Genomic DNA, 21714 nt, shown 5'->3' with positions numbered 1-21714 from the left:
ATGGCAAGCGTGAACGCTGAAAAACTGCGCATGGCCGCGGCGGTTCTGCTGGGGCTGATGATCATCTTCCTATGCCAAGTGGCACACGCTGACGCTTGGATTGAACTTACGGGGCCAGCCCAAACCTCCTACACGGCACCAGCAACCTATCAGTTGCAGCTCAAAAGTGGCGTCACAAGTACCGGCCCCAAAGCGGAGTATCTGGAAGACATACAGCTCACGCGCAATGGCCAAGTGATCTCCCGACTTCCGAACGGGACCTATACCGAGAACGGTCTGTCGGCGGGCACGTATCAGTATGTCTACAAGGCATTTGGCGTGCGCAACTTCAACGGCAATGAGTCTTCCCGACAACTAATCTCACCCACGATCACGGTCACGGTGGCGGCACCGCCAACCCCTTTCGACGGCGCGGAGTACGTCTCTGCAAGCTGGCCTAACTCGGCCGATAGAGGAACCCCATTCAGCGGTACCGTCACCTTCCGGAACACGGGCAACACAACGTGGCGAGCAGTGGAAGGCTATCGACTGGGGCAGGCCGAGCGCTACGTTTCCGGCGCTACGAAGCTAGGAATTGCCGAGGTTGCTGTACCTCATGACGTGGCTCCGGGTGGCACAGCGACGTTTACGTTCAACGGAGTAGCGGCCAGTGAGAACGGGCCGACAACGCTCCAATGGCAAATGAACCGGAATGGTGCTCGCTTTGGTAGCACCAGCAGCGAGCAGACCTTTGAGACGACCGGAAGGCTCAATCGCGGCGTCATGTATGAGCAAGAGGTTCCGACCAGCATGGAGGCCGGGCGGACCTATCGCGTCAAGCTGAAGTTCGTCAATACGGGCAATACCACGTGGTCGGCGTCTGCGGGCTATGCATTGGGTTCCTGGAATCCCAATGATAATGTCCGGTGGGGCAGGGCGCGGGTTCCAATGCCGAATGAAGTCAGTCCACAGCTGCCTGCGTTCTTTGAATTCGATGTGGTAGCTCCTTCATTGCCGGGCGTCTACAGCTTCCAATGGCGATTGCTGGAAGAGGGCAAAGAGTGGTTTGGTCGGGAAAGTGACAATGTCCAGATCACCGTCAATGGGCCGCCGTCCAAGGTAATCGGCAATATCGATGGCGTCACCAGCGACGGTCAGATCCGAGGATGGGCGTGTTCGACGGGCATTGATTCGTCGATCGACATTCATGTCTACACCGGTGGAGCCGCCGGCAGTGGCGGGACGATCTTCCTGACCGGTAAGGCCGACTTGGCGAGTGAGCCGGCCGTAGCTACGTCCTGCAAGGCCGGAGGCAATCATCGCTTCTCGCTTCCAATGAGCAACGAGCAGCGCCGCCAGCGGGCTGGGCAACCGATCTATGTCCATGGAATTTCTCCCGTTGGACAACCCAACAACACCATTGATGGTTCCGGTGCGTTCGTCGTTCCCGCAGCGCCCAGTGGCACTCTGTCTGTGTCCCCTGCGATGTGCCAGATTGCAGCTGGTGCACAGACCTGCAACGTCACCCTGACCTGGTCGGCCACGGACTCCCGTGCAGAACTCAAGCGTGATGGCGGCTCTGTGGTCGGCAGCGGAGCGAGCGGTTCCATCGTGGTGCCGATTGGCTCCGGCACGAATCGATTCACGCTTTCGGTCGCCGGCGATGCAATTGCCCAGGCGGCGGCCACTGCCAAAGCCGCTCCTACCTTGCCAGTCAATCCAGACAATCCGGCCCCGACCGTGGCCCGGCGATACGTCTACGACGACAACCTTCGGTTGTGCAAGGTCATCGAGCCAGAAACCGGGGCGACCGTGTTTGGCTACGATGCGGCCGGCAATCTTGCCTGGAGTGCGAGCGGGCTGGAGTTGCCCAGCCTGACCGAATGCAACCGTGAGGCGCCGCAGATTGCAGCGCGCCGCGTTTCACGCAACTACGATGCCAGCAATCGCCTGCAGACGGTGGTCTATCCCGATGGTCTGGGTGATCAGCAGCTTGAGTACACACCTACGGGCCAGCTGAAGACTGAGAGGGTCTTCAATCAGGACCGTGTGCCAGTGGTGACCACCCGTACCTACAACTCTCTCGGGTCGGTGGTCAGTCAGAGCCGTGTCATAGGCAGCGCGAGCGCCCGAACGCTGGCATTTGGCTATGACCACATGGGTCAGCATGTTCGTACGGACTACCCCGATGGCTACTCCGTCCAGCAATCCTTGAATGCTCTGGGCCAGCCCGTGCGGCTACAGGATGGCACTGGCGCCGTACTCGCCAGCAACATCGCCTACTTCCCCAGTGGTGAAACCGCCGCGCTGACCTACGGCAATGGCATCGTACGTGGCGTAACCGAGAATGCGCGACAGTTGACCAGCCGCATCGTTGACAGTGGCATGGTCGATCTGAACTACAGCTATGACGCGACGGGAAACATCAGCCAGATCAGCGATGCCGTACGCGGCGACTCCTGGAAGATCAGCTTGGGCTACGATCGCCTTGATCGATTGATTCAGGCCCGCGCGCCGGCATTTGGTGGGAATGGGCAGTACACGTTCGGCTATGACACGTTGGACAACATCGTCTCGATGCGATTGCCAGGGAAGCGGGAGCGCACGTTCCATTACGACACCCGCAATCGCCTGGAACTGCTGCGGGACCCCAGCGGTAACGGCGTCTCTGGCTTCTCCTACGACGCGGCAGGCAATCTGGCGGTGCGTAACGGCCAGACGTTCACCTACGACATGGGTGGCCAGCTCCGTTCCGCCGGAGATGTACAGAAATACTTCTACGACGGAGCCGGACTGCGTGCTTACGCAACAGCATCAACGTCGGCACCGACATCAGAAAATTCACCCATCTTGGGCCAGGCGCCCATCACGGGTAGCCACAACTGGGATGTATCCATTCCAGAGCGCGGTGGCGGTGAACTTGGTTTCTTGGCGAGTGATCTGGATCGCTCCTGGCAGTATCTCGTGGGTGGGGAGCTGATCGAATCCACCCAAGGTGGGGAAACGTCCGACTACATCTACCTCGGCAAGAGACTGCTGGCTATTCGCACCAGCTCTGCCACGGGGGCAACGCTCACCTATCTTCATCACGATGCACTCAATACGCTTGTGGCAACGAGCAGGGCTAATGGAGAGGTGCTGACGCGTCACTTCTGGTCACCATATGGAGAGGCAGACGCGGCGCCTGCTGCGAAGATTCCAGGCTACTCAGGCCATCTTGCGGATCCCGACACGGGACTGGTCTACATGGGGCGGCGCTACTACGACCCACAACTGGCGAGGTTCATTTCTCCCGATCCGTTAGCTGCTAGCACCTCCGGAGGGCCAAATTTCAATCGCTATCGGTACGCCAGCAACAACCCATTCCGATTCTCTGATCCCACGGGCGCGTGTGACCAGGCAACCGGGTCACATATGTGCAATGGCAGCTGGTTCGCCGGGGCAAACCTGACCGGTGCGCCGTCGCCGACACCTGGCGGAGTGCCCCAGCACGATCCCAACGCCCCCGCGCCTGCAGAGACCGTCAAGGCTACAGGCCTGGGTGCCATTGAGGAGTACTTTTCTGAACGGAATTTCTTCATCGGACAGGGGAGCTTGACCGATTTCGATGCCGTGTCGGAGGCGATCGTCGTTCCGTTGATGAACTCTCCAACGGGATCAACGGCTGCTGGTGGCCTCAAGCTCGCCTCCATCATGGTAGTGCTGCGTGGGGGCAATGCAGCGAGAGGCTTTGGGAATCTCTCGCGTGCGGGTGAGTTTGGCATTGCATCCTACAACTCTCTGAAGAGAATGGTGGGTACAGGGTCTGGGTTACAAGTTCACCATCTTATTGAGAAGCGGTTTGCAGGTGTTATGCAAGTGAAGGAGGGTGAAATGCTTTCGGTTGTGGTGACTAGAACGGAGCATCAGGTCTTTACCAATCAGTGGCGATCGATGTTTCCGTATGGCAGGCCGCCACCGAGCCAAGCCCAGATAATGGACGCCGCAAGGTCAATTTATGCCAATCATCCCGCCATCCTTAAATCTTTGGGACTCTGATAGCATCGTGACATGAAGATCAAGTATCGATTTGCTTTCACTTGGAGTGAGGCACGTGCTTTGCAGCTCCGTGCTCTAGGTTTGAAGGTTCAGCCCCCGGCTGATCCTCGTCCTGAAGTCGGTGGTATTGCTGTGAGCTTTGCTTTGGAAGGTGCGCCAGGGTGGAGTGAAGCTTGTAGCTTGATTCGCTCGTGGAATGGTGCAACTTCTGTGACCACGGAGTTTACTGCTGCGGAGATTTCGGAAGCCGCACACTGCGCGCTTCAGGTTGTCCACGCCAGCGGCTACCCACAGCCAGAAAGAGATTTTCTGTATCTTGAGCAGGCGTACGACCTGAGCGCGCGATGTCCAAAATGTGGCGAAGGCGCAGTTCAGGTGGCGCCGTTCCGGATCAAGAAGACGTTGAAGTGGGGGCGGAATGCCTTTCTGAAGCTGAATTGGGTAGAGGAAGCTTGCTTCATGCAGACTTCCGTTTGGTCAGAACATCTTCGCCCCCTGGGTATCGGAGTGCTTCCGGTTGAGGACACCAAAGGAAGCCTCTTGGATGAGGTTGTTCAACTCGATCTTGGGCCTGTGGTTCCGCTGTGTATGGGCGAGCTGGATGGAGTTCGTTGCGAGAAATGCGGCAGGGAACGCTACCAATGGCATGACCGCGGCTTTTTCCCGTCAATCAAGAACCCTCCAGATGTGCCGATCTTCCGTAGTTCGCAGCGTTTCGGGGTCGAGCATCAGTCGGCGAACGCAATGATTGTGAGTGCGACAGTAGCGAACGCCATCAGAGCTGCAGGATTGAGAGGTGTCGAGCTCTGGCCTTGTGCGCCGGCAGGATAGACTTTGCAGAGCAGTTAGGCGGTGTTTCAGAGCATGGTCATATTGAGGAATGTGACAAGCGCGTCTGCATGGTGGATTTCCACTTGCCACTTGCCACTTGCCACTTGCCGCCGGCGCCGCCGCACTGGCGCTGTGGTGCCCGGAGTGGAGGCTGCCGCCATCGTCTTGGGTCCAATCCATCAGGTTGCGCCGGCCTCGGCCGCCACAATCGCGGCCGGCAGTGCGCCCACCACCGGCCGCAGTTCACCGGTCAGGCCAAGCTCGCCCAGGAATTCGTACTGCAGCAGCGACTGCGGATCGACCTGGCCATTGGCCGCCAGAATGCCCAAGGCAATCGCCAGATCGTAGCGCCCACCTTCCTTGGGCAAGTCGGCAGGCGCGAGGTTCAAGGTGATGCGCCGCTGCGGAAAGTCGAAGCGGGCGCAAAGAAGGGCAGCACGCACGCGCTCACGGGACTCACGCACGCTGGTTTCGGCCAGGCCAACGATCTGGGTGACAGGAAGGCCGCCAGAGAGATGCACTTCCACCCGCACCAACGGGGCATCGACCCCGGCGCGGGCGCGGCTGTGGACCAGTGCCAGGCTCATGTGTGGATTCCTGCAGAGAGGCGCTTGATCGTGCGGCAGGTGCTCTGCGCAGGGATATCGGGATTTGCTGGTGGCGCAGCTAGGAGGATTCCGACAGGTGCCTGGAGCGTGCCTTGTTCCTGTGCGACAACCCGTCTCTACAACGTGAGCGCCGGAGATCGCCCGGTATCAAGTGGATCGGCGTTGATCAGCCAGAACTGCTGCCATCAACCCATCCGCGGCCCCGGCCGGCTCTCTTCCTGCTGCCGCTCCTGCGCTTGCGCCAGCTGCTGCGACTGCTCCCGGTCCTGGCCGCCGAGGCTCCGGTTGGCCGCTGCATACTGCTGCTCCGGTGCGACCGCCAGGGCGTCCTGTGTTGGCATCTGCGCCCGGTTGGCGGCGGGGTCCGATGACGCGCCCGGTCCGGAGCGTGTCACGAACAGCGTGGTGCCCGCAGCAAGGGTATCGGTGGCTTCACTCAATGCCGCGTCTACTTTGTCGCCGGGCTTGAACCCGGCGTCTGCCGCAAGCCGGTAGGCGCTGGCCAGCAGGCGGTCGCTGCTCTGGTCCCACGGCTTGTTGTTCTTCTCATCCAGCATCGCTACCGACGAGCGCAGCTGTTCCAGCAGCCCGCTGCCATCTGGGCGCAGGGCTGTGCTGTGGTGCCGCTTTACGTCAGCGTCGTGCTGCGTGGCAGGCCTGGAGGTGTGTGGCGGCGATGCATTCGGTGCGGGCTCAGGTGAAGTTGGTGCGCGCGGCAAGGCATCCGCGGGCTGCTGTTCGGCAGTCGAGCGCTGCACGTGTGCCTGAGCAATCTCCTCTGGCGTGGTGATGCAAACGATCTGCATGCGCTCGTCATCTTTCCCAGCCAGTGTGGCCAGCGAGCCATCCTTCTGCACCTGCAGCGTGAACGTGCCGAAGTCGGGCACGGCGCGTGCGTGATCCTGTGCAACGGCGGCTACGGCGTCATCAATCTCTTCGGCACTGTGCACAATGCCGCCACTACGGTAGGCGTCCACCACCTGGCTGCGCAGGCTGTACTCGGTTGGCGTGGGGTTGGCCCGGGCGATGTCGGCCATGGACGTCAGCTCCTGTACGCCGGCCTGCTGGCTCTGTCGCGTACGATTGAGCTCCTCGATGATGCTGCCCTCGGCCGGGTTGGTGCCGTACACCCAACCCGGCGTTTGCCACTGCCCGTTGGCGTCCTGCGTGTACTTCTCGCCGTTGGAAGCGTGCAGGGGCTGCGTCTGGGTCAGCGCGTTGGTGATCACCTCCGGTACCGGCTCAATGGTGGCGAACTCGTGCCAGTTGTACTGGTTGAACGCCACCTGGTAACGGGCGGCGAGCGCCTCCGGCGTGTTCAAGGCGTTCTGGGCAATGATGCGCTGCGATTCCCGTTCCAGTTGGCCGGATTTTTCCGGGCTTACGGGCACGGTGTAGTCGAAAGGGACGCGCCCATCAATCATCGAGTGGATGGAGAGGTTCCATTCGCCGTTGTGCGGATTGCGCACGTAGTGGCGGTTGGTTTCAAACGGCTCGCGCGGCGGCGTGCTCTCGCCGCCTGCATCGAGCTTGAAGGGGTTCTGCGGCTTGGGCAGGTTGGCCATGCCCAGTGAATAGGAGTCGTTGGCGGCTTTGTAGTTCAGTTCATCCAGCAGCCGGCCACCGGCGACCATGGTGGTCTCGCGGTAGCTTCCGTCGGGCTGCGGCGTGCGCACGCTGCGGCTCCAGGTGCCCTTTGCATCTTCCGGATCGCGGCTCCATTCGTTGCCGTTGCGGTCCACCTGGGTGTAAACGGCTTTCTTGTCCTGGTACTGGGCCCAGTACTCACCGGCAAAGCCACCGGCCACCCCGCCCAACAGCCCGGTAGCCAGCGCACCTGGCCCGGTCCACGAGCCGGTAACCAGGCCGTACCCCGCGCCCAACAGGAAGCCGCCGCCAAAGCCGCCCGCGGTACGCCCCACGAAGTGGGTGGCAGCAGATTTTGCGCCGGCGTCGTTGCCCTCGCTGCGCAACTCGGCCACGCGGTGGCCGGTGATGGCGAAGTCCACGGCCAGAGCGGCGACGCCAGCGGCACCGAGTACGCGCGCGCCGGTAATCTGTCCGCGCCCGGTGGCAGCTTCGGCGGCACCTTCCGCAGCGCCCGTTCGCCCAGCAGAGCCAGCCAGTTCCGGAGCCGTGGTTGCCGGGCCAGGGCGCACGAGGGTCAGTGGCATCTCCGGGTTGAACGCAGTGCGTACCCGGGCGGCGGTCTGCTCGCTCAACGGCAGGCGGCCGCCCTGGTTGGCCTCTTGAATGGCGGTGCCCAACGATGCGCGGCCACCCCAGCGCTCGCTCAGGGTGGAGTTGCCGGGTTCGTCGATGGCATCCAGAGCCAACCTCACATTGGCCTCGGACTGGGTGACGCCGCGCCAGCGTAACTCGGACGGATTGAGCGTCTTCAGTTCCGCGATCTGCGTGGCGTGGGTGCGCTGGTAGCCGTCCAGATCAGAGAAGAAGGTGCGGACCTTGGCGTTGGCTTCCGCCGGGGTCATGTTCTCGGGCGTGTTGGTGACCAGGTCGCCGTTGAGGATGCCGGCGCGAAGCGTGAATTCCAGGTTCTGGATGCGGGCACCCATACGCTCGGCCGCGGCGGCCCGCACATCCGGCGGAGTCTCCTTCGACAGCAAGGCTCGGCCATCGGATGTTTCCGCGAGGTCGTCGAGAACGAACTTCAGTTGATCCGAGTACGCACTCAACGGGCCGCCCGAGTGTGGCGAAATACTCAACCTGGTCGCCAGCGCAGGGTTCGCGGGCAGGTTGAGAATGTTGTTGGGTCCGTGGAGCGCGAAATGACCGCTCCTGGCAAGCGACTTCAGTAGCTGGCTTTGCTCGAACGCAATCTGTTCGATCAGATGGTGTCCCTGAAAAACCGGTGTGTCGGCCATGCGCACCACCTCATTCAAGAATCCGTTTGAAAGAGCTCGTCTTAAATATCGGCTACATCGCGCAGCCGTACGCCGGAAAAGCTGGTGGCACTCAACGCATCAAACATCACGCGGTCGCAGATGGGCGGTGCGCCCATGCGCTCCTGGCGGAAGATATGGGCATCCCCCACAACGTCCTGTTTGAACACCAGGCTCGCCCCGCCGACAAGGCTGTAAAGCTTCTCGTCCTCGCCGGTCTGATAGTTGTGGTCGAGCTTGATCCTCACGCGGGAAGCGGCTTCGTCCAGGGCATCGAGCCTGCGCAGCACATTGCCCAGGTAGTACTGAGGGCCGGGGCTGCCGTCGGCAAGGCTGAAGTCGCAGGCCACAAAGGCAAACGCCTCGGCGTCCAACTGCTCAAACAGCTGCTTCAACGGCTCCGACACGATCCAGATGCCAGCGAGCTCTTCCAGATCGCGTGGCATTCCGCCCTTCTCAGGTACATGAACCAGGTGGGGGCGCTCGGGATACTGGCCTGGCGTTCCATCAGGACGCGAGATGACATTCATCCCCGGATCGATCAGCTTCTCTTCGTTGGCGATCTCTATACCGGGAACCCCGCCGTTGCTCAGCAAGCCTGCGTCAATCAGGAAGAATTCGCCCTTGTGAGATGCGGCTTCGGCTGAAACTTCGGTGGCGGTCGATTCGGTCACGGGGGCTTCCATCATGGATGCGGGGGTAGAACGGGAAAAGCCGTTGAGCCGATGCTAGCGAGGCTTCAGCGCAGCCACAAGTTGCGCCGAAACGGTGCCGGCGGCACGTGATTCACGCGATTCTTCGGGGACGTCGGAACAATGCCGAGGATGATGCTGCCATTCCTTCCACTGCCTGCAATGGTCTGCTGGACGGACGGAATGACGAGGGAGGTTCCGGCCAAGGGCGGCCTGGGTCCCTGAACGTGCATCGCTGGTCATCAGGCACCGACCTGTCAAGGCGCCCAAGCCGTGCCTCGACCCACGAAGGCTCCGCACGCTCCACCAACAACCGGCCCTCACTCTGGTGCAGATCCAGCCACCGCTCGAAGCTGGCACGTAGACGCTCGATGTCCGGCGCCCGCCAGCGGGCATCGGCAGGCATGCGGATCAGCACGCGCGAGGGCGCGTTCTCCACGTCCAGCACCAGGACGCCCTTGCAGCGGATCTCGAAGGACGTCACCCCGGTATAGCGCGTGTGCAGTTCAAAGCCTTCCTGGGCCTTCGCGGTCACGAAGCCCTGCGCATCACTGTGCAGCAACCGGTAATCGGCCGGTTGCAGCTTCTGGTAGGCCCACACCTGATCGCCCGCAGGCTCGGGCCATCCCACCCACACCGCCCCCATGATCGAGGCACACACCGCCGCAGCGGCAAGGCCATGCTTCTTCATTCGTCACCCCGCACAAAAGCAGAACGTCACGCCCACAGGCGCGTCCTCAGTCCTGTGGCCGCACCCGCTCGTGGATGAAGGCGGTAAGTGCCAGATCGGCCATCACCAGCCCCTCCATCACCCGGTCGCCCACGTACTGTTCTGGATCGCTGTTCTGACGCGTGCGCTCGGCCGCCAGCAGGATCTCCTGCACGATGCGTTGGCCGGTCAGCGCGCAGTCGGCGTCGGACAACTGCATCTGCCGGCTGTGCAGGTGATGGCGCTCGGGCCAGGGCTGACCGTCAGCCGCAGCGCCCGCGCCGATGGCGTGCAGGATGGCGATGAGGCTGTTGGGGTCCAGGGCCGGGGCGCCCGAGGGCGCTTCCTGGATGGGGCGCGGGGGAGGGGAGTGTGGTGTGATCATGGCGGGCTCCGTGCAAGCAGGCGGAAGCCGCCACCGATAAAGGTGGCGGGCAGAGCGTGGCTCGAAAACCGGTTGCTAGACAAAGCCGGCGGGCACGAGGCCCCCACGCCCCGCCCGCCATAGCCGGCAGACGGATTGCCAGCCAGCACCACGCGCGGTGGTGCCGGCTGGCAAGCGCAAACTTACGTCTAGCAATCCGGGTTTTCGAGTCCCGACCACCGATGCACGGTGGCGCAGTAACGATTACCTGCTGTTGTTCGGAATGCCAACGGGTAGAGGTCAATGCCGCCAAAACCCGAGACGCTTTTGGCATTGTCGCATAGCGTCGGATGGGGCGAGAGCCTTGGTGTGCTTGGCGCAGCGGCACTTCTGGAACGGAGTCTTCAAATTTTTCCGCCAGAGACGCCAAGCGCGGCAAAAGCGACAGCACTCGCCCATCGGGCATGCGTGATCGCCCATGCAACCGAACCGTTGCGACACCCGCTAGATGGTTTAAATGACTTCCTGCCTATTGAACCTACCGAGTGCCGCGCGCAATCTGACTACCGCTGTAGTCACTGAGGGCCGTCCTGCCCGCAGCAGGAAGGTTTTGCAGCGTTCGATTGGATTCCACCCACTGGCGCAGGCCAAACAGGACCACTGTACGTGTCACGCCGCAGCCGACTGCTTCTCTGCGCGGGTCTGTTCCCGCTTCCGTGGTTCCTGTTCTGGACCAGCGTTGCTGCCCTGTTCGCGCCGGGTTACAACCCGCTTGCCCAGCACGCCAGCGAGCTGCTGCAGGCGCCAACGCCTGCAAGCATTTGCGCCAGGATCGCCGCCATCGGCTCTGGCGTAGGCTTCGTGGCGTTTGCCATCGGGGTATGGCGGGAGTCCGGCCGCCGGATTGCCGTCGGCGCGATCTGCTGGATGATCTTTGGCATCTCCATGCTGACCAACGGGCTCTGGCCCATGGGCCATCCGATGCACGGCTTCTACACCATCGGTATCGCAAACATCATTGCACCGGCGATGTCGCACATCGAATTGAGCGCTTGGTCTGCCAACCGAAGGGCGTACGCCGTGACCGCTGTGGTGAGCATCGGGGCCATCGTCTATCTCTGGTTGAACGTGGTGGGAGTGGATCCGGAGGGGCTCAGGGGGCTGACCCAGCGCGTGTTCTCGTCGATCAACTCGCTGTGGCCATTCCTGGTTGCGCTGTACCTGCTGCGAAGGGATTCAAGCGCGCTGAAGGCGCAGGCTGCGCATTGATGGAAGGGTATGCAGACATTTGGGCGACGATTGAGCGTGCGGAGTTGAGAGCAAGATGAGGATTTTTCGCCGCCAGCTGATCTACGTCAAAGTGCACCAGCACCATTTTACTGCGCGGTTGGTCGGTGGAGACAGGACCATCCGTCGCCAGTGTCATGCCCTTGGAAATCGCGCAGGGGCGATCAAGGACTTCTCCGTCTTCCGGCCTATGTTGAAGGAACTCTTCTCGGAACTCACGCCCGGGTTTTCACTTCAAAAGCCATGGGCGCTTCTGCACTTTGATCCGATTGAATATCCGATTACGAAGGAAGAACTCGCTGGGTTCCAGAAGGTTGCCATGCGCAGCGGTGTGAGTTTCTGCTTTCTCTCTACGTGGGAGCAGAGGCATGAAGACAAGGATCTGTTGGAGATGTTCAAGTAGGGCGACTCGATACTTCGTTCTAGGCCAAGCAAATTCGTGGTTGGGCCTGTTCGAGGCACTGCGAGAGTCCGCTCTTGGCTGATCCTCGACCTTCTGCAGGACGAGGACCAGCTTTCCGGGCTCAGACATCAGTCCGCTCGGCGATCTCCAAGGCGTCCTCGACGTCTATGCCCAGATAGCGAACGGTGCTCTCTAGCTTCGTGTGCCCAAGCAAGAGCTGAACGGCCCGAAGGTTTCGCGTTCGTCGGTAGATCAACGAAGCTTTGGTCCTGCGCATCGTGTGGGTGCCGTAGGATCCCGACTCGAGGCCGGCATCTTCCACCCAGCGATGGACGATCCGGGCGTACTACCTCGTCGACAGGTGGGGCGATTCCGCCACGCGGCTGCGGAATAGGAAATCCGAGCATTGAGGTCGGCATAAGCGATCCAAGCGTGGACGGCCTCGCGAGTCGATTGGGTCATCTCGAACTGAACAGGTCGCCCCGTCTTTTGTTGCATCACGATTGCGCGGGATGCTATCTGGCCGCCATGCGAGACGTCAGATACCCGAAGCTTAACCAGATCGCACGCGCGTAGCTTCGAATCAATCGCTAGGTTGAACAGAGCGAGGTCGCGGATCTTGTGGTCGAGCTGTAGTCTGATCCGGATAGCCCAAATGTCTTTCAGCTTCAGTGGGGCCTTCTGGCCGACTAGCTTTCCTTTGTTCCAGGGCTCGAAGGATTGAGGTGTGTGAAGAATTACCATGGCCAACTCCTGGTAGAGGGATTGGCCAGCGTTCGCCTAGCTCGAGAAGCTAGGCGTGATGCGACCCAAAGCCGCCGTTGCAAGGCTTGGCATCTCTGTCCGGCTCTGCGCTCGGTTGTTAGCCGGACATGGCAAAGATAAGGTGCCGAAAGAACAGTGAGTTGCGCAGGAATCTCGTTGCGCCGCCGGGAACGTCTACCCGGATAGGTGTGTCCGTATATTAAATAGCTAGACCTCAGGAGAAATCTGGCAATGACTGTCGGCCCCGCAATCGTCCTTCTTAACCTTGGTGCTGCTCTATTCGCGCTGATAGCTGCATGCTTGTGGTACAGGTCGGCAACAGTGCAGGTTCCGCACAAAGACGAACCTGATTCTAGTGGACTTTATCCAGCGGCGATCATTGTTGGTGAGAACACCGATTTCATTGGTACTGCCTTTGCCCAATCAACGTGGAGCAAGCGCGCTGCGTTCGCAGCAGCGATAGCCGCTGCTCTTCAAAGCCTAGCGCTGTTGGTGCAAAGTGCCTGGGCCTAACATCTCGTTCGAGGCGGACGGCTACGCCGCAGCTCAACCGCGGCGTTATCCTCCACAATCCAATTGCATGTTGCAGAGGATCGCAGATTGATAAATCTCACCCAAGTCTTCGGCGTCAGCGCCGACCCCGTGTTGTCGTATATCGTCCGCGACAACATTGACGGGCTCTTCACCGCCGTGCTCAAGGAGGACAAGCATGTGGTCGTGTACGGTGCCTCGAAGCAGGGCAAAACAGCATTGGTTTCCCGGTATCTGCCTTACGACCAGAACGTTGTTGTTCGCCTATCACCGAACACGAACGTCGAAGACATTTATTCGAGCATCCTCCGCCAAAGTGGCGTAGAGATCGAGACAGGGACGGTGGAGGAGAAGACCTCAGAGACTTCGGCAACTTTGGGGATCAAGGCGAAGGCGACGATTTGGTTCTTTGGTGAGGGAGAGGCAAACGCATCAGGTGGGCTTAAGGCTGGCGATAGGAGCCAAAAGACCTCCAAGACAATTCCTTTCAATCTAGCCGTGGCGCAAGACATCGCAGAGCTATTGAAGGCGGTGAACTTCAAGAAGAAGATCGTCTTAGAGAACTTCCATTACCTTGCAGAAGAGAAGCAGCGTCAACTATCTTTTGATCTGCGCTCGTTTCAGGAGATGGGCATCATCTTTGTGGTTCTGGGGGTATGGCGGCAGAAGGACAAGCTCCGAATCTATTGTCCTGATCTCACCGACCGGGTCGTTGATCTCGCAGTGGAGCCTTGGACCGAGGGCGAGTTTCGCAAGGTTGCTGCAGAAGGAGCAAAGTGCCTGAACATCGACTTCGCTCCTGAAGTGATTCAGCGTTGCATTGAGAACTCTTTTGGAAGCGTTGGAGTCTTCCAAGAACTGCTGAAGCACACGTGTATGGCGGCCGGTGTATCGGAGCGGAAGTTCTTGGCTCAAAAGATCGCTGATGTTGCGTTTGCTCAAAAGGCGGTACAAGAAAAGGCGGATCAGTACGGCGCCACACACCAGCAGGCTCTCGAACTTATTTCGTCGGGCAACGTCACGCATTCAAAGGAGAAGGAGAAAACGCCCCTTCACCTGCCGTACTACCTCGTCTGCGCCATCCTAGAGATGGGGTACGCCGGTCTGGAGCATGGCATCAGCCGCTCCGATATCACGGACAAAATGAAGCAGCATCATCACCGTAAAGATGATGTGCGCGCATCAGACATGAGCAACCTGCTCCACAACCTCTCGACTCTGCAGCACAAAAAAGGCATCAATCCGCCCTTGATCGACTACGACATCGGCAAACGTCAGTTGTACGCGATCGATTCCACCTTCTTTTTCTTCCTGCGGAACTGCGATCTCGGGTTGGTGAAGGACGAGCTTCCATCTCCGATTGACGCCAGTGAGGGATAACAGATCGATCGACGCAGACGGCCAGTAGGTGGGCTTCAGCCCGCCTACTGGCTGACGGTCGTCTTCACGCTCACTGTCCGCTTCTGGCCGAAAGCGGACGTCGATTGCGAGTAGCGCGTATCAACTGTCCTCGCAGGGGCGCAAGGCAATGTATTGGGAGACCTACCGTTCCCGGTCGAAGCTCTTCTTGTGCTCGGGCGTTCTGTCCAACTCAGCGGATCTCTCCCTTGAGCGGGTTTTTGGCATATCAAGGAGCTGCTCCAATGAATCAGCCGAACGGATTCTGTAGCCTTGCGCCGTACTGGCGACGGCTAGCCACTGCGCTGGCGGTTCTCCGCTTCCCATCAGCTTCCTCATTACGCTGAGCCGCCTCAGATAGGATTCGAGGACCCTTGGTGCCACGCCAAGCGGAGACGTTTGTCTATCAAGCCCAGTGCAGTTGACCAGTAGATCCACCATCGCCGTTCCTCTGGTGGCCTGACCTTTGCTCGCTTCGGGGTCTCGCAAGAATGCGGAGTAGCGCATTGCACCAATCGTTATTTCATCTTGATCCTTCGCGCCGAAGCACAAGAAATGGGCCTTCTTGGCGATATCCTGCATCTGCTTATCCTCCAGATAGCGCTGAAGGTTGGCCGGTGGCCACTTGCCGCGTTCTGAGCGTGCGGCCGGCCAGCTGCGCTTGAACTCCAACGCCACACACCAGTCCCCCCCCGCGATGAGATCGCCGAACGTGCCGTCGAGAGGGGTCTGCTGGAACAGATTCACAGGCAAGGGTTTTCCAGTTCTACCGCTCTCGTAACCCAATGCGTAGATGAAGGCACCTAGGAGCTGGTTCTCGTAGGCGATGCCTGGACGTGCAGCCGCTTGAAGGCTGGTACTCAATTGCTTCTCTCCTGATGACATGATTTGCGCGCTCGGTTCGACTGTCCGCACGGGGCGCTCGCGGGATTTGATGGCTTGATCAGCCCGGAGAGGGGGCGGCCGCATCCAGGCACCGCCCCTCCTACCTAGCTCAGCGCTTTGTCTTGGTGGGATCGACCAGTCGGTAGGTTGATCCGCGGGTCGGCGTCGGTGGCAGGGGTTCCCGGCGCACTACGGTGCGCTCGGGGCCTTGCCCCCCGCGTGGGCCGATGATCTGGTACTGACCCGACGTCGGGGCGGGCTGACCCGGCTTGAGTCCACTGGGCTTGCTCATACTGGCCTCCTTGGGCGCTATCGGTATTGCATGAGTGGATGTTCGGTGGACCGAACACGGCGGAGTGTGCCGTGCATATTCGTTACTGTCAAACATCTTGTTCGGTATAGTGCAACTTGCGATTGCACTGACCTTATGCACAAATATGAACAAAGCCCTTCAGACCAAGGTCAAAGATCTTCGGAAAAAGTCCGGCCTCACACTCGACGCCTTGGCGGATGCGACTGGCATCAGTAAGAGCTATTTGTGGGAGATAGAGAATCGCAAGGAAGCTCCCAGTCCCTCAGCTGAGAAGCTTGGTGCGATCGCTGGCGTCTTTGGCGTTACGGTCGACTTCCTGCTTCACGAAGAAACCGGGAGCCCGGAGGAGAGGCACTTGGATGAAGCCTTCTTCCGCAATTACAGCAACCTTGAGCCGGAGGACAGGGAACGTGTCAGGAAGATCGTCGACAGCTTCAGAAAGGGATAGGTCCGCTGCGCTGACCCCGCCGAAGGCCGCTTACAGGCTTACGAATCTGCTAAATGCCATCTCGCAAGCCCACGGCACGCCTAGATTTCCTATAGACGTGCAGAGCCTGGCGTTGGAGGCCGCGAACATCTTCAAGTGGGATGACCCCATCACCGAAGTGCGTGGGGAGGCGATCAACAACTTCGACGGCGCTCTGTTCCCGGATGACGGGCGCAAACGCTGGCTTCTTCTGTACAACAGTGCCCTAAGGTCACTCGGCAGGATCAAGTTCACCCAGGCTCACGAACTAGGGCACTATTTATTACACCGCCATGAACGCGAGTGCTTTCAGTGCACCGATGAAGATATGGTCGATCTCGACTTGGATGAACGGGATATTGAAGCCGAGGCGGACTACTTCGCGTCGACATTGTTGATGCCGCTAGACGACTTTCGTGCGCAGATGGGCACTGAGGCTAGTCTTGATGCCATAAGCGGTTGTGCCGATAGATACGGCGTATCTTTGACTGCAGCACTACTTCGCTGGATTGGTTACACAGACCACAACGCTGTGGTAGTTATTCACCGCGATGGGTACGTCCTGAAGTCCAAAGCAAGCCAGTCCGCGTTTCGTAGCGGGGCGTTCTTCCCGTCGCGGCGCAAGGTCATCGCAGTCCCAGACGCTGTACTTGCGTCTAGTGACGTGCCGAAGAACACGACGGGCGTTGAAACGGACGCTAAGCTCTGGTTTCCATATGTGGCAAGTGGAACAAGTCTTCGTGAAATGAAGGTCACTGCCGACCACTATGACTTCGCCATCTCACTCTTGGTTCTGCCACGAGGGACCTCTGCTTGGAAGCCGCGCTGCTCAGACAAGGCATGATTCAGTGGGATTCGCGGTCAAGCTGCTGTAGATGAGACGTCTCCTTTTGGCCGAAAGCGGACATCGTTCGACGACCTGCTGCGTTGATCCTCCGTCGGCCAAAGCACGTGTCTCTCCTTCCCTCAATTGATGATCTCCCCACTCCCCGAAGCAACAAACGCCTTCAACTGCCGGACGAACTCCGCGTCATACAGCTCCCACTCCACAATCTCCCCCACAATCCGCAACGGCTGCGCACTCCGATACGACCGCGTCGGATTCCCGGGAAACTTCTTGTTGGTCACGTTCGGGTCGTCCTCAAACGGCCCGGTCGGCTCCACCACATACACGCGCGGCCGCCCTTCACCCCGGGCCATCTCCGCAGCCAGCCCGGCGCCCTTGGCAATCGTGGTGAAGTAGATGTGGTTCATCACCACACTGTCGCGATAGTTGGACCTGAAGCCCGCGCTCAGCAGTTCGCCCACCGCGAGGTCAGCGCGGGTACCGTGATAGAACGGCCCGGCGACCTGGTCGCAGGTGTCATGCGAAACGGGTGTCCATTCGGTGTCCTGCGTCATCGCTGCTGCCCCTCTCTGTGCTGCCGGATCGACAGGCCGGCGAGTCTAGGGCGTCCGGTGGGCCTTGCTGCAAGGCCCCATCCGGGAAATAATCTGTAAACGGGAGGCGCGGTGCGCCTCTTTTTTTCATTCTGCGGCGCCGGGGCCTTCCAGCTCGCGTACGGCCTGTTCCAGCGCGTCCAGCTTCTCGCGGGTCTTCAGCAGCACGGCGCGCTGCACTTCGAATTCCTCGCGGGTGACCAGGTCGAGCTTGGCCAGGCCGGCCTGCAGCGCGCTCTTGAAGGTGGCCTGCAGCTCCTCGCGCGATTCGCGCAGGCCCGGCGGCACCAGGTCGCTGAGGCGACGTGCAAGGTCATCGATTTGGTTCAGGTCGATCATGGGGTGCTCCGTGGGGGTGGCCCGTGCATCCGGCGCGGGCGGGCCGATCGGGCACAAGGATACTGCCGGCACCCATTGCCCGGACAGGCCGCAACGGCTTCGCACGGGCCGCGTTCAGGCGCTATCCTCCACGCCGGAAGACAGGAGATAGACGATGAAGATGGTCATGGCGGTGATCAAGCCGTTCAAGCTCGACGACGTGCGCGAAGCGCTGGCCGAGCGTGGGGTCACCGGGATCACGGTGACGGAAGTGAAGGGCTTTGGTCGCCAGAAGGGCCATACCGAGCTGTACCGTGGCGCGGAGTATGTGGTCGATTTCCTGCCGAAGGTGAAGCTGGAAGTGGCGGTGACCGATGACCAGGTGGAGGCCGTGGTTGAGGCCATCGTGAAGGCCGCGGGCACCGGCAAGATTGGTGACGGCAAGGTGTTCGTGTACGACCTGGGCAGCGTGGTGCGTATCCGTACCGGTGAACTGGACGCGGACGCGTTGTAAGCAGCCGGCGGGAATCTGTAGAGCCGAGCCCACGCTCGGCTGCATTGCCGAGCGTGGGCTCGGCTCTACAAAGAGCGGTAACGCGGTCGAGCGAGCTCGACCCCTACCGCCGCTTCGCCCACGTGTAGAACCGCTTCCAGCCCTGCCGCACTGCAGCTACCCAGCCCGGGTCGGCCACCAGCGCGGCCTGCGCAGCACTCGGCGCTTGGCCGGTCACGCGCTGGCGGATCTTCAGCAGGTTCTTCATGTCGCTGCGGCGCATCTGCCGGCTCAGCGGGTTGCGGCGCAGCCAGCGCGGGGCGCGCCAGGCCGAGGTGAAGTCCAGCAGCACCGGCACGCCGCCGCTGACCACCACGTTGGTGCCATGCAGGTCGTTGTGGGTGATGCCGGCGGCGTGCAGGCGGCTGAGCGCGTGCTGCAGCTGCTCGAACACTTCATTGCCCACGGCCTGTGCGCTGCTGAGCGTCTGGCCGGGAATGAATTCCATGCCCAGTGCCAGGCCACCGAGGGTGCCGAGCAGGGCCGGGGCGTGCTTCCAGCCGCCCAGGCGCTGCAGCATGCGCGCCTCGCGGCGGACCATCAGCCGGGCGACGGGCGACAGCGGGGTGCCGCGATAACGGGAGTAGTCCTTGATGACCGCCTCGCGCCCGTCCAGGCAGGTGCGGTAGACATCGGGGGCCAGGAAACGTTCGCCGCGCTTGAGCAGCAGCGGCGTTGCGGCGTCATCGCCGCAGGAGGAGGGGGGAGTAACAGGGAGGTACATATCAGGGTCTCGGACGACCCGGTGGGCGGCGCAAAGCGTCAAGCGAACCGGTGTTACAGGGAGTTACTAAGTTTTCGTTAATTTTAGTACTCGCCAGTTCGCTATTCCACGATTTGTCGGAGAAATGTCGGGGTCGTGGCTGGAACAGTTCGTCACGCAGAATCGGACAATTCCGTCTCACTTATAAGGCTTGCCCAGTTGAATCAAGGGGTTGGTTGCGCTTTTGGCCCATTCATCGGCGCCGCGCTGAATGCCACGCACGTCCGGCTTGACCCCGGCGCACGGCCTGCCGACCATAAGCTGTTAATTCGCGACATCGGCGGCCGCCCCTCCATGGCACGTCCCCGTCCCCTGCCGCGTTCCCCACCGGTGCTGGCCGCCTGGCCGTGCATCGCCCCCGTTTCCCGATCCGGCCGCGGCTGGAGGAAAGTGCTTTGACTATCAAGATCGTACTGGCAGTGCTGTTCGTGGCCTGCGTGCTGTACATCCACTTCCGTGGCAAGGTCCGCGCGCGCTGGTCGCGCCAGCTGCTGGACCACTCCAGTTTCATGGCCCCGATCAACGTGGTCATGTACATGTTCTCGAAGGTGCCGACCACGCCGTTCCTGGACCCGGGCAAGGAGTTCCCGCAGCTGGAACCGCTGCGCCAGAACTGGCAGATGATCCGCGACGAGGCGCTGGCGCTGCGCGATGCACAGAAGATCGCCGCTTCCAGCAGCTTCAACGATGCGGGTTTCAACTCGTTCTTCCGCCGTGGCTGGAAGCGCTTCTACCTGAAGTGGTACGGCCCGTCGCACCCGTCGGCGAAGACGCTGTGCCCGAAGACCGTGGCGCTGATCGAGTCGATTCCGGACGTGCGTGCGGCGATGTTCGCGCAGCTGCCGCCGGGCAGTGAACTGCGACCGCACCGCGACCCGTTCGCCGGTTCGCTGCGCCTGCACCTGGGCCTGACCACGCCCAACGACGATGGCTGCTACATCGAAGTGGACGGCATCAAGAAGAGCTGGCGCGATGGCGAGTGGATGATGTTCGACGAGACCTACATCCACCATGCGCACAACGAGACGCAGGAGGATCGCGTGATCCTGTTCTGCGACATCGCCCGTCCGCTGCGTTTCGGCCTGCCGGGCCTGTTCAACCGTGCGGTGGCGGCCACGCTGCTGGCCGGCGGTGCTTCGCCGAACCTGCCGGGTGACCCGACCGGTGGCGTCAACAAGGCATTCGGTGGCCTGTACAAGGTGCGCCTGAAGGCCAAGGCGCTGCGCGAGCGCAGCGTGGTGGCCTACCAGCTGATCAAGTGGGGCCTGGTGGTGGCGGTGATTGCCGGTATCTGGGCGCTGTGATCGAACCGCCGCCGGGTCGCGCGCGGGGGATGTTGTAGAGCCGAGCCCATGCTCGGCTGCTTCTGCGCGAAATGCAGCCGAGCATGGGCTCGGCTCTACAGAAAGCAGAAACCCGCGCTGTCGCCAGCGCGGGTTTTTCTTTTACTTCAGTGCCGCCTGCACGAACGGCGGGGTCACCAGCACGCCGGTGTGCAGCGCGGCGGTGTAGTACAGGGTGTTGAAGGTCTTGGCGGCCGAGTCGGCCTGGCGGAAGTCGAAGCTGCTGTCGCCCTTGCGCGCCATGGTCACGCTCCACCAGCCGGTCGGGTAGCACGGCTGCGGGAACGGCAGGGTCTTGAACGAGCCGAAGCCGGCCTTGCCCATCTCGGCGCGCATCTCGTTGATCAGGTCCAGCTGCATCAGCGGCGACTCGGACTGCTGCACCAGGATGCCGTCGTCCTTCAGGGCCTTGAAGCAGCTCTCGTAGAACGCCTTGTTGAACAGGCCTTCACCCGGGCCGACCGGATCGGTCGAGTCCACGATCACCACGTCCACGCTTCCGGCCGGGCAGTTGGCCATGTAGGCCACGCCGTCGTCGAACAGCAGCTCGGCGCGGGCGTCGTCATTGGAGTCGCACAGTTCCGGGAAGTGCTTGCGCGCCATCACGGTGACCTGCTCGTCGATATCGCACTGGGTCACGCTTTCCACGCCGGTGTGCTTGAGCACTTCGCGCAGGGTGCCGCAGTCGCCGCCACCGATGATCACCACGCGCTTGGGCGCGGCGTGGGTGAACAGCACCGGGTGGCTGATCATCTCGTGGTAGAAGAAGTTGTCCTTGCTGGTCAGCATGATGGCCCCGTCGATGGTCATCAGGTTGCCCCAGTCGGTGGTCTGGAAGATCTCGATCTTCTGGAACGGCGACTGCACCTCGTCCAGCTTGCCGGTGATGCGGTAGCCGATGGCCGAGCCGGTGCGCTCGAAGTGTTCGATGTACCAGTTGTTGCTGTCAGTCATTGGAAAACAGTCCTGTTCGGAGGGGTGGAGCCGGGCTGGCGGGCGGGGCCGCGTGGCACAGATGCCACATCCGGACGGATCGGCCCGTTCAGGTTGAAACCTGTCACGGGCGCGGGCGCGCATGATAACGAACCTGTGGGCATATAGGCGTTATCATGCCCCCCCTTTTAT

20 protein-coding genes and 1 pseudogene are annotated in these 21714 nt (G+C 61.0%); 10 read left to right on the top strand and 11 right to left on the bottom strand.

What is annotated here, in order from left to right:
- Positions 1-4017, top strand: a complete 4017-nt coding sequence (locus tag AASM09_RS20740) for an RHS repeat domain-containing protein (RefSeq protein ID WP_238378649.1) — start codon at positions 1-3, stop codon at positions 4015-4017.
- 12 nt (positions 4018-4029) lie between these two features.
- Positions 4030-4848, top strand: a complete 819-nt coding sequence (locus tag AASM09_RS20735; RefSeq protein WP_152906612.1) for a hypothetical protein — start codon at positions 4030-4032, stop codon at positions 4846-4848.
- Between the two features lie 188 nt (positions 4849-5036).
- On the opposite strand, the pseudogene AASM09_RS20730 reads toward AASM09_RS20735, so the two are convergent.
- The 5 genes and pseudogenes from AASM09_RS20730 to AASM09_RS20710 form a co-directional block, all read right to left on the bottom strand.
- Positions 5037-5435, bottom strand: a pseudogene (locus AASM09_RS20730) (magnesium chelatase domain-containing protein); the annotation flags it as partial.
- Positions 5436-5641: 206 nt separating this feature from the next.
- Entirely contained in the window at positions 5642-8341 is a 2700-nt protein-coding gene (locus AASM09_RS20725) for an XVIPCD domain-containing protein (protein ID WP_080355085.1), read from the bottom strand.
- A 41-nt stretch (positions 8342-8382) separates the two neighbouring features.
- Entirely contained in the window at positions 8383-9045 is a 663-nt protein-coding gene (locus tag AASM09_RS20720) for an imm11 family protein (protein ID WP_049431985.1), read from the bottom strand.
- A gap of 100 nt (positions 9046-9145) precedes the next feature.
- Positions 9146-9742 (bottom strand): hypothetical protein, encoded by a 597-nt coding sequence (locus tag AASM09_RS20715; RefSeq protein ID WP_049431986.1) that lies wholly within the window; start codon positions 9740-9742, stop codon positions 9146-9148.
- Between the two features lie 46 nt (positions 9743-9788).
- Positions 9789-10145, bottom strand: coding sequence for a hypothetical protein (locus AASM09_RS20710; protein WP_049431990.1), 357 nt, complete (start codon positions 10143-10145; stop codon positions 9789-9791).
- A 645-nt stretch (positions 10146-10790) separates the two neighbouring features.
- Between AASM09_RS20710 and AASM09_RS20705 the strand changes: the two genes are divergently transcribed.
- Together AASM09_RS20705 and AASM09_RS20700 are read left to right on the top strand one after the other, a co-directional pair.
- A complete protein-coding gene (locus AASM09_RS20705) occupies positions 10791-11393 on the top strand; it encodes a DUF998 domain-containing protein (RefSeq protein WP_049431992.1) in 603 nt (200 codons plus the stop codon).
- 55 nt (positions 11394-11448) lie between these two features.
- Complete coding sequence (locus AASM09_RS20700) at positions 11449-11814, top strand: hypothetical protein (RefSeq protein ID WP_049431994.1); 366 nt, start codon at positions 11449-11451, stop codon at positions 11812-11814.
- A 121-nt stretch (positions 11815-11935) separates the two neighbouring features.
- Here AASM09_RS20700 and AASM09_RS22255 read toward each other — a convergent pair whose 3' ends face one another.
- On the bottom strand, positions 11936-12136 hold the full coding sequence (locus AASM09_RS22255; RefSeq protein WP_394253848.1) for a tyrosine-type recombinase/integrase: 201 nt from the start codon (positions 12134-12136) through the stop codon (positions 11936-11938).
- A gap of 674 nt (positions 12137-12810) precedes the next feature.
- Between AASM09_RS22255 and AASM09_RS20690 the strand changes: the two genes are divergently transcribed.
- Positions 12811-13092: a hypothetical protein gene (locus AASM09_RS20690; protein ID WP_072180978.1), complete on the top strand. Its 282-nt coding sequence runs from the start codon at positions 12811-12813 to the stop codon at positions 13090-13092.
- 87 nt (positions 13093-13179) lie between these two features.
- Entirely contained in the window at positions 13180-14490 is a 1311-nt protein-coding gene (locus AASM09_RS20685; RefSeq protein ID WP_099498025.1) for a hypothetical protein, read from the top strand.
- 162 nt (positions 14491-14652) lie between these two features.
- On the opposite strand, the gene AASM09_RS20680 is transcribed toward AASM09_RS20685, so the two are convergent.
- On the bottom strand, positions 14653-15372 hold the full coding sequence (locus tag AASM09_RS20680) for a hypothetical protein (protein ID WP_152906613.1): 720 nt from the start codon (positions 15370-15372) through the stop codon (positions 14653-14655).
- A 458-nt stretch (positions 15373-15830) separates the two neighbouring features.
- Here AASM09_RS20680 and AASM09_RS20675 point away from each other — a divergent pair, with 458 nt between their 5' ends.
- Together AASM09_RS20675 and AASM09_RS20670 are read left to right on the top strand one after the other, a co-directional pair.
- Positions 15831-16154 (top strand): helix-turn-helix domain-containing protein, encoded by a 324-nt coding sequence (locus tag AASM09_RS20675; RefSeq protein WP_049432001.1) that lies wholly within the window; start codon positions 15831-15833, stop codon positions 16152-16154.
- Positions 16155-16251: 97 nt separating this feature from the next.
- Complete coding sequence (locus AASM09_RS20670; protein WP_233653633.1) at positions 16252-17016, top strand: ImmA/IrrE family metallo-endopeptidase; 765 nt, start codon at positions 16252-16254, stop codon at positions 17014-17016.
- Between the two features lie 122 nt (positions 17017-17138).
- On the opposite strand, the gene arr is transcribed toward AASM09_RS20670, so the two are convergent.
- Positions 17139-17573, bottom strand: a complete 435-nt coding sequence (gene arr, locus AASM09_RS20665; RefSeq protein ID WP_049432003.1) for an NAD(+)--rifampin ADP-ribosyltransferase — start codon at positions 17571-17573, stop codon at positions 17139-17141.
- 126 nt (positions 17574-17699) lie between these two features.
- Positions 17700-17951, bottom strand: coding sequence for a ubiquinone biosynthesis accessory factor UbiK (gene ubiK, locus AASM09_RS20660; protein ID WP_049432004.1), 252 nt, complete (start codon positions 17949-17951; stop codon positions 17700-17702).
- A 154-nt stretch (positions 17952-18105) separates the two neighbouring features.
- Here ubiK and AASM09_RS20655 point away from each other — a divergent pair, with 154 nt between their 5' ends.
- On the top strand, positions 18106-18444 hold the full coding sequence (locus tag AASM09_RS20655) for a P-II family nitrogen regulator (RefSeq protein WP_005411374.1): 339 nt from the start codon (positions 18106-18108) through the stop codon (positions 18442-18444).
- Positions 18445-18547: 103 nt separating this feature from the next.
- On the opposite strand, the gene AASM09_RS20650 is transcribed toward AASM09_RS20655, so the two are convergent.
- Positions 18548-19207 carry an RIO1 family regulatory kinase/ATPase gene (locus AASM09_RS20650; RefSeq protein WP_049432007.1) on the bottom strand — a complete coding sequence of 220 codons (660 nt, stop codon included), beginning with the start codon at positions 19205-19207 and terminating at the stop codon, positions 18548-18550.
- Between the two features lie 434 nt (positions 19208-19641).
- Between AASM09_RS20650 and AASM09_RS20645 the strand changes: the two genes are divergently transcribed.
- Positions 19642-20550 carry an aspartyl/asparaginyl beta-hydroxylase domain-containing protein gene (locus tag AASM09_RS20645; RefSeq protein WP_049432008.1) on the top strand — a complete coding sequence of 303 codons (909 nt, stop codon included), beginning with the start codon at positions 19642-19644 and terminating at the stop codon, positions 20548-20550.
- 141 nt (positions 20551-20691) lie between these two features.
- On the opposite strand, the gene speE is transcribed toward AASM09_RS20645, so the two are convergent.
- Positions 20692-21543 carry a polyamine aminopropyltransferase gene (speE, locus tag AASM09_RS20640; protein WP_049432009.1) on the bottom strand — a complete coding sequence of 284 codons (852 nt, stop codon included), beginning with the start codon at positions 21541-21543 and terminating at the stop codon, positions 20692-20694.
- Between the last annotated feature and the right edge of the window lie 171 nt (positions 21544-21714).

Origin of the sequence: Stenotrophomonas maltophilia (assembly GCF_039555535.1) — a bacterium.
Lineage (GTDB): Bacteria > Pseudomonadota > Gammaproteobacteria > Xanthomonadales > Xanthomonadaceae > Stenotrophomonas > Stenotrophomonas maltophilia_Q.
The sequence above is the reverse complement of the archived record's forward strand: the minus strand, read 5'-3'. Positions and strand labels throughout refer to the sequence as shown.

What these genes read in the sequence shown, in the direction of transcription:
- AASM09_RS20725 (WP_080355085.1), bottom strand. Translation starts at nt 8,341, where the DNA reads ATGGCCGACACACCGGTTTTTCAGGGACACCATCTGATCGAACAGATT.
- AASM09_RS20700 (WP_049431994.1), top strand. Translation starts at nt 11,449, where the DNA reads ATGAGGATTTTTCGCCGCCAGCTGATCTACGTCAAAGTGCACCAGCAC.
- AASM09_RS20740 (WP_238378649.1), top strand. Translation starts at nt 1, where the DNA reads ATGGCAAGCGTGAACGCTGAAAAACTGCGCATGGCCGCGGCGGTTCTG.
- ubiK (WP_049432004.1), bottom strand. Translation starts at nt 17,951, where the DNA reads ATGATCGACCTGAACCAAATCGATGACCTTGCACGTCGCCTCAGCGAC.
- AASM09_RS20735 (WP_152906612.1), top strand. Translation starts at nt 4,030, where the DNA reads ATGAAGATCAAGTATCGATTTGCTTTCACTTGGAGTGAGGCACGTGCT.
- speE (WP_049432009.1), bottom strand. Translation starts at nt 21,543, where the DNA reads ATGACTGACAGCAACAACTGGTACATCGAACACTTCGAGCGCACCGGC.
- AASM09_RS20720 (WP_049431985.1), bottom strand. Translation starts at nt 9,045, where the DNA reads ATGGAAGCCCCCGTGACCGAATCGACCGCCACCGAAGTTTCAGCCGAA.
- AASM09_RS20655 (WP_005411374.1), top strand. Translation starts at nt 18,106, where the DNA reads ATGAAGATGGTCATGGCGGTGATCAAGCCGTTCAAGCTCGACGACGTG.
- AASM09_RS20675 (WP_049432001.1), top strand. Translation starts at nt 15,831, where the DNA reads ATGAACAAAGCCCTTCAGACCAAGGTCAAAGATCTTCGGAAAAAGTCC.
- AASM09_RS20710 (WP_049431990.1), bottom strand. Translation starts at nt 10,145, where the DNA reads ATGATCACACCACACTCCCCTCCCCCGCGCCCCATCCAGGAAGCGCCC.
- arr (WP_049432003.1), bottom strand. Translation starts at nt 17,573, where the DNA reads ATGACGCAGGACACCGAATGGACACCCGTTTCGCATGACACCTGCGAC.
- AASM09_RS20690 (WP_072180978.1), top strand. Translation starts at nt 12,811, where the DNA reads ATGACTGTCGGCCCCGCAATCGTCCTTCTTAACCTTGGTGCTGCTCTA.
- AASM09_RS20650 (WP_049432007.1), bottom strand. Translation starts at nt 19,207, where the DNA reads ATGTACCTCCCTGTTACTCCCCCCTCCTCCTGCGGCGATGACGCCGCA.
- AASM09_RS20715 (WP_049431986.1), bottom strand. Translation starts at nt 9,742, where the DNA reads ATGAAGAAGCATGGCCTTGCCGCTGCGGCGGTGTGTGCCTCGATCATG.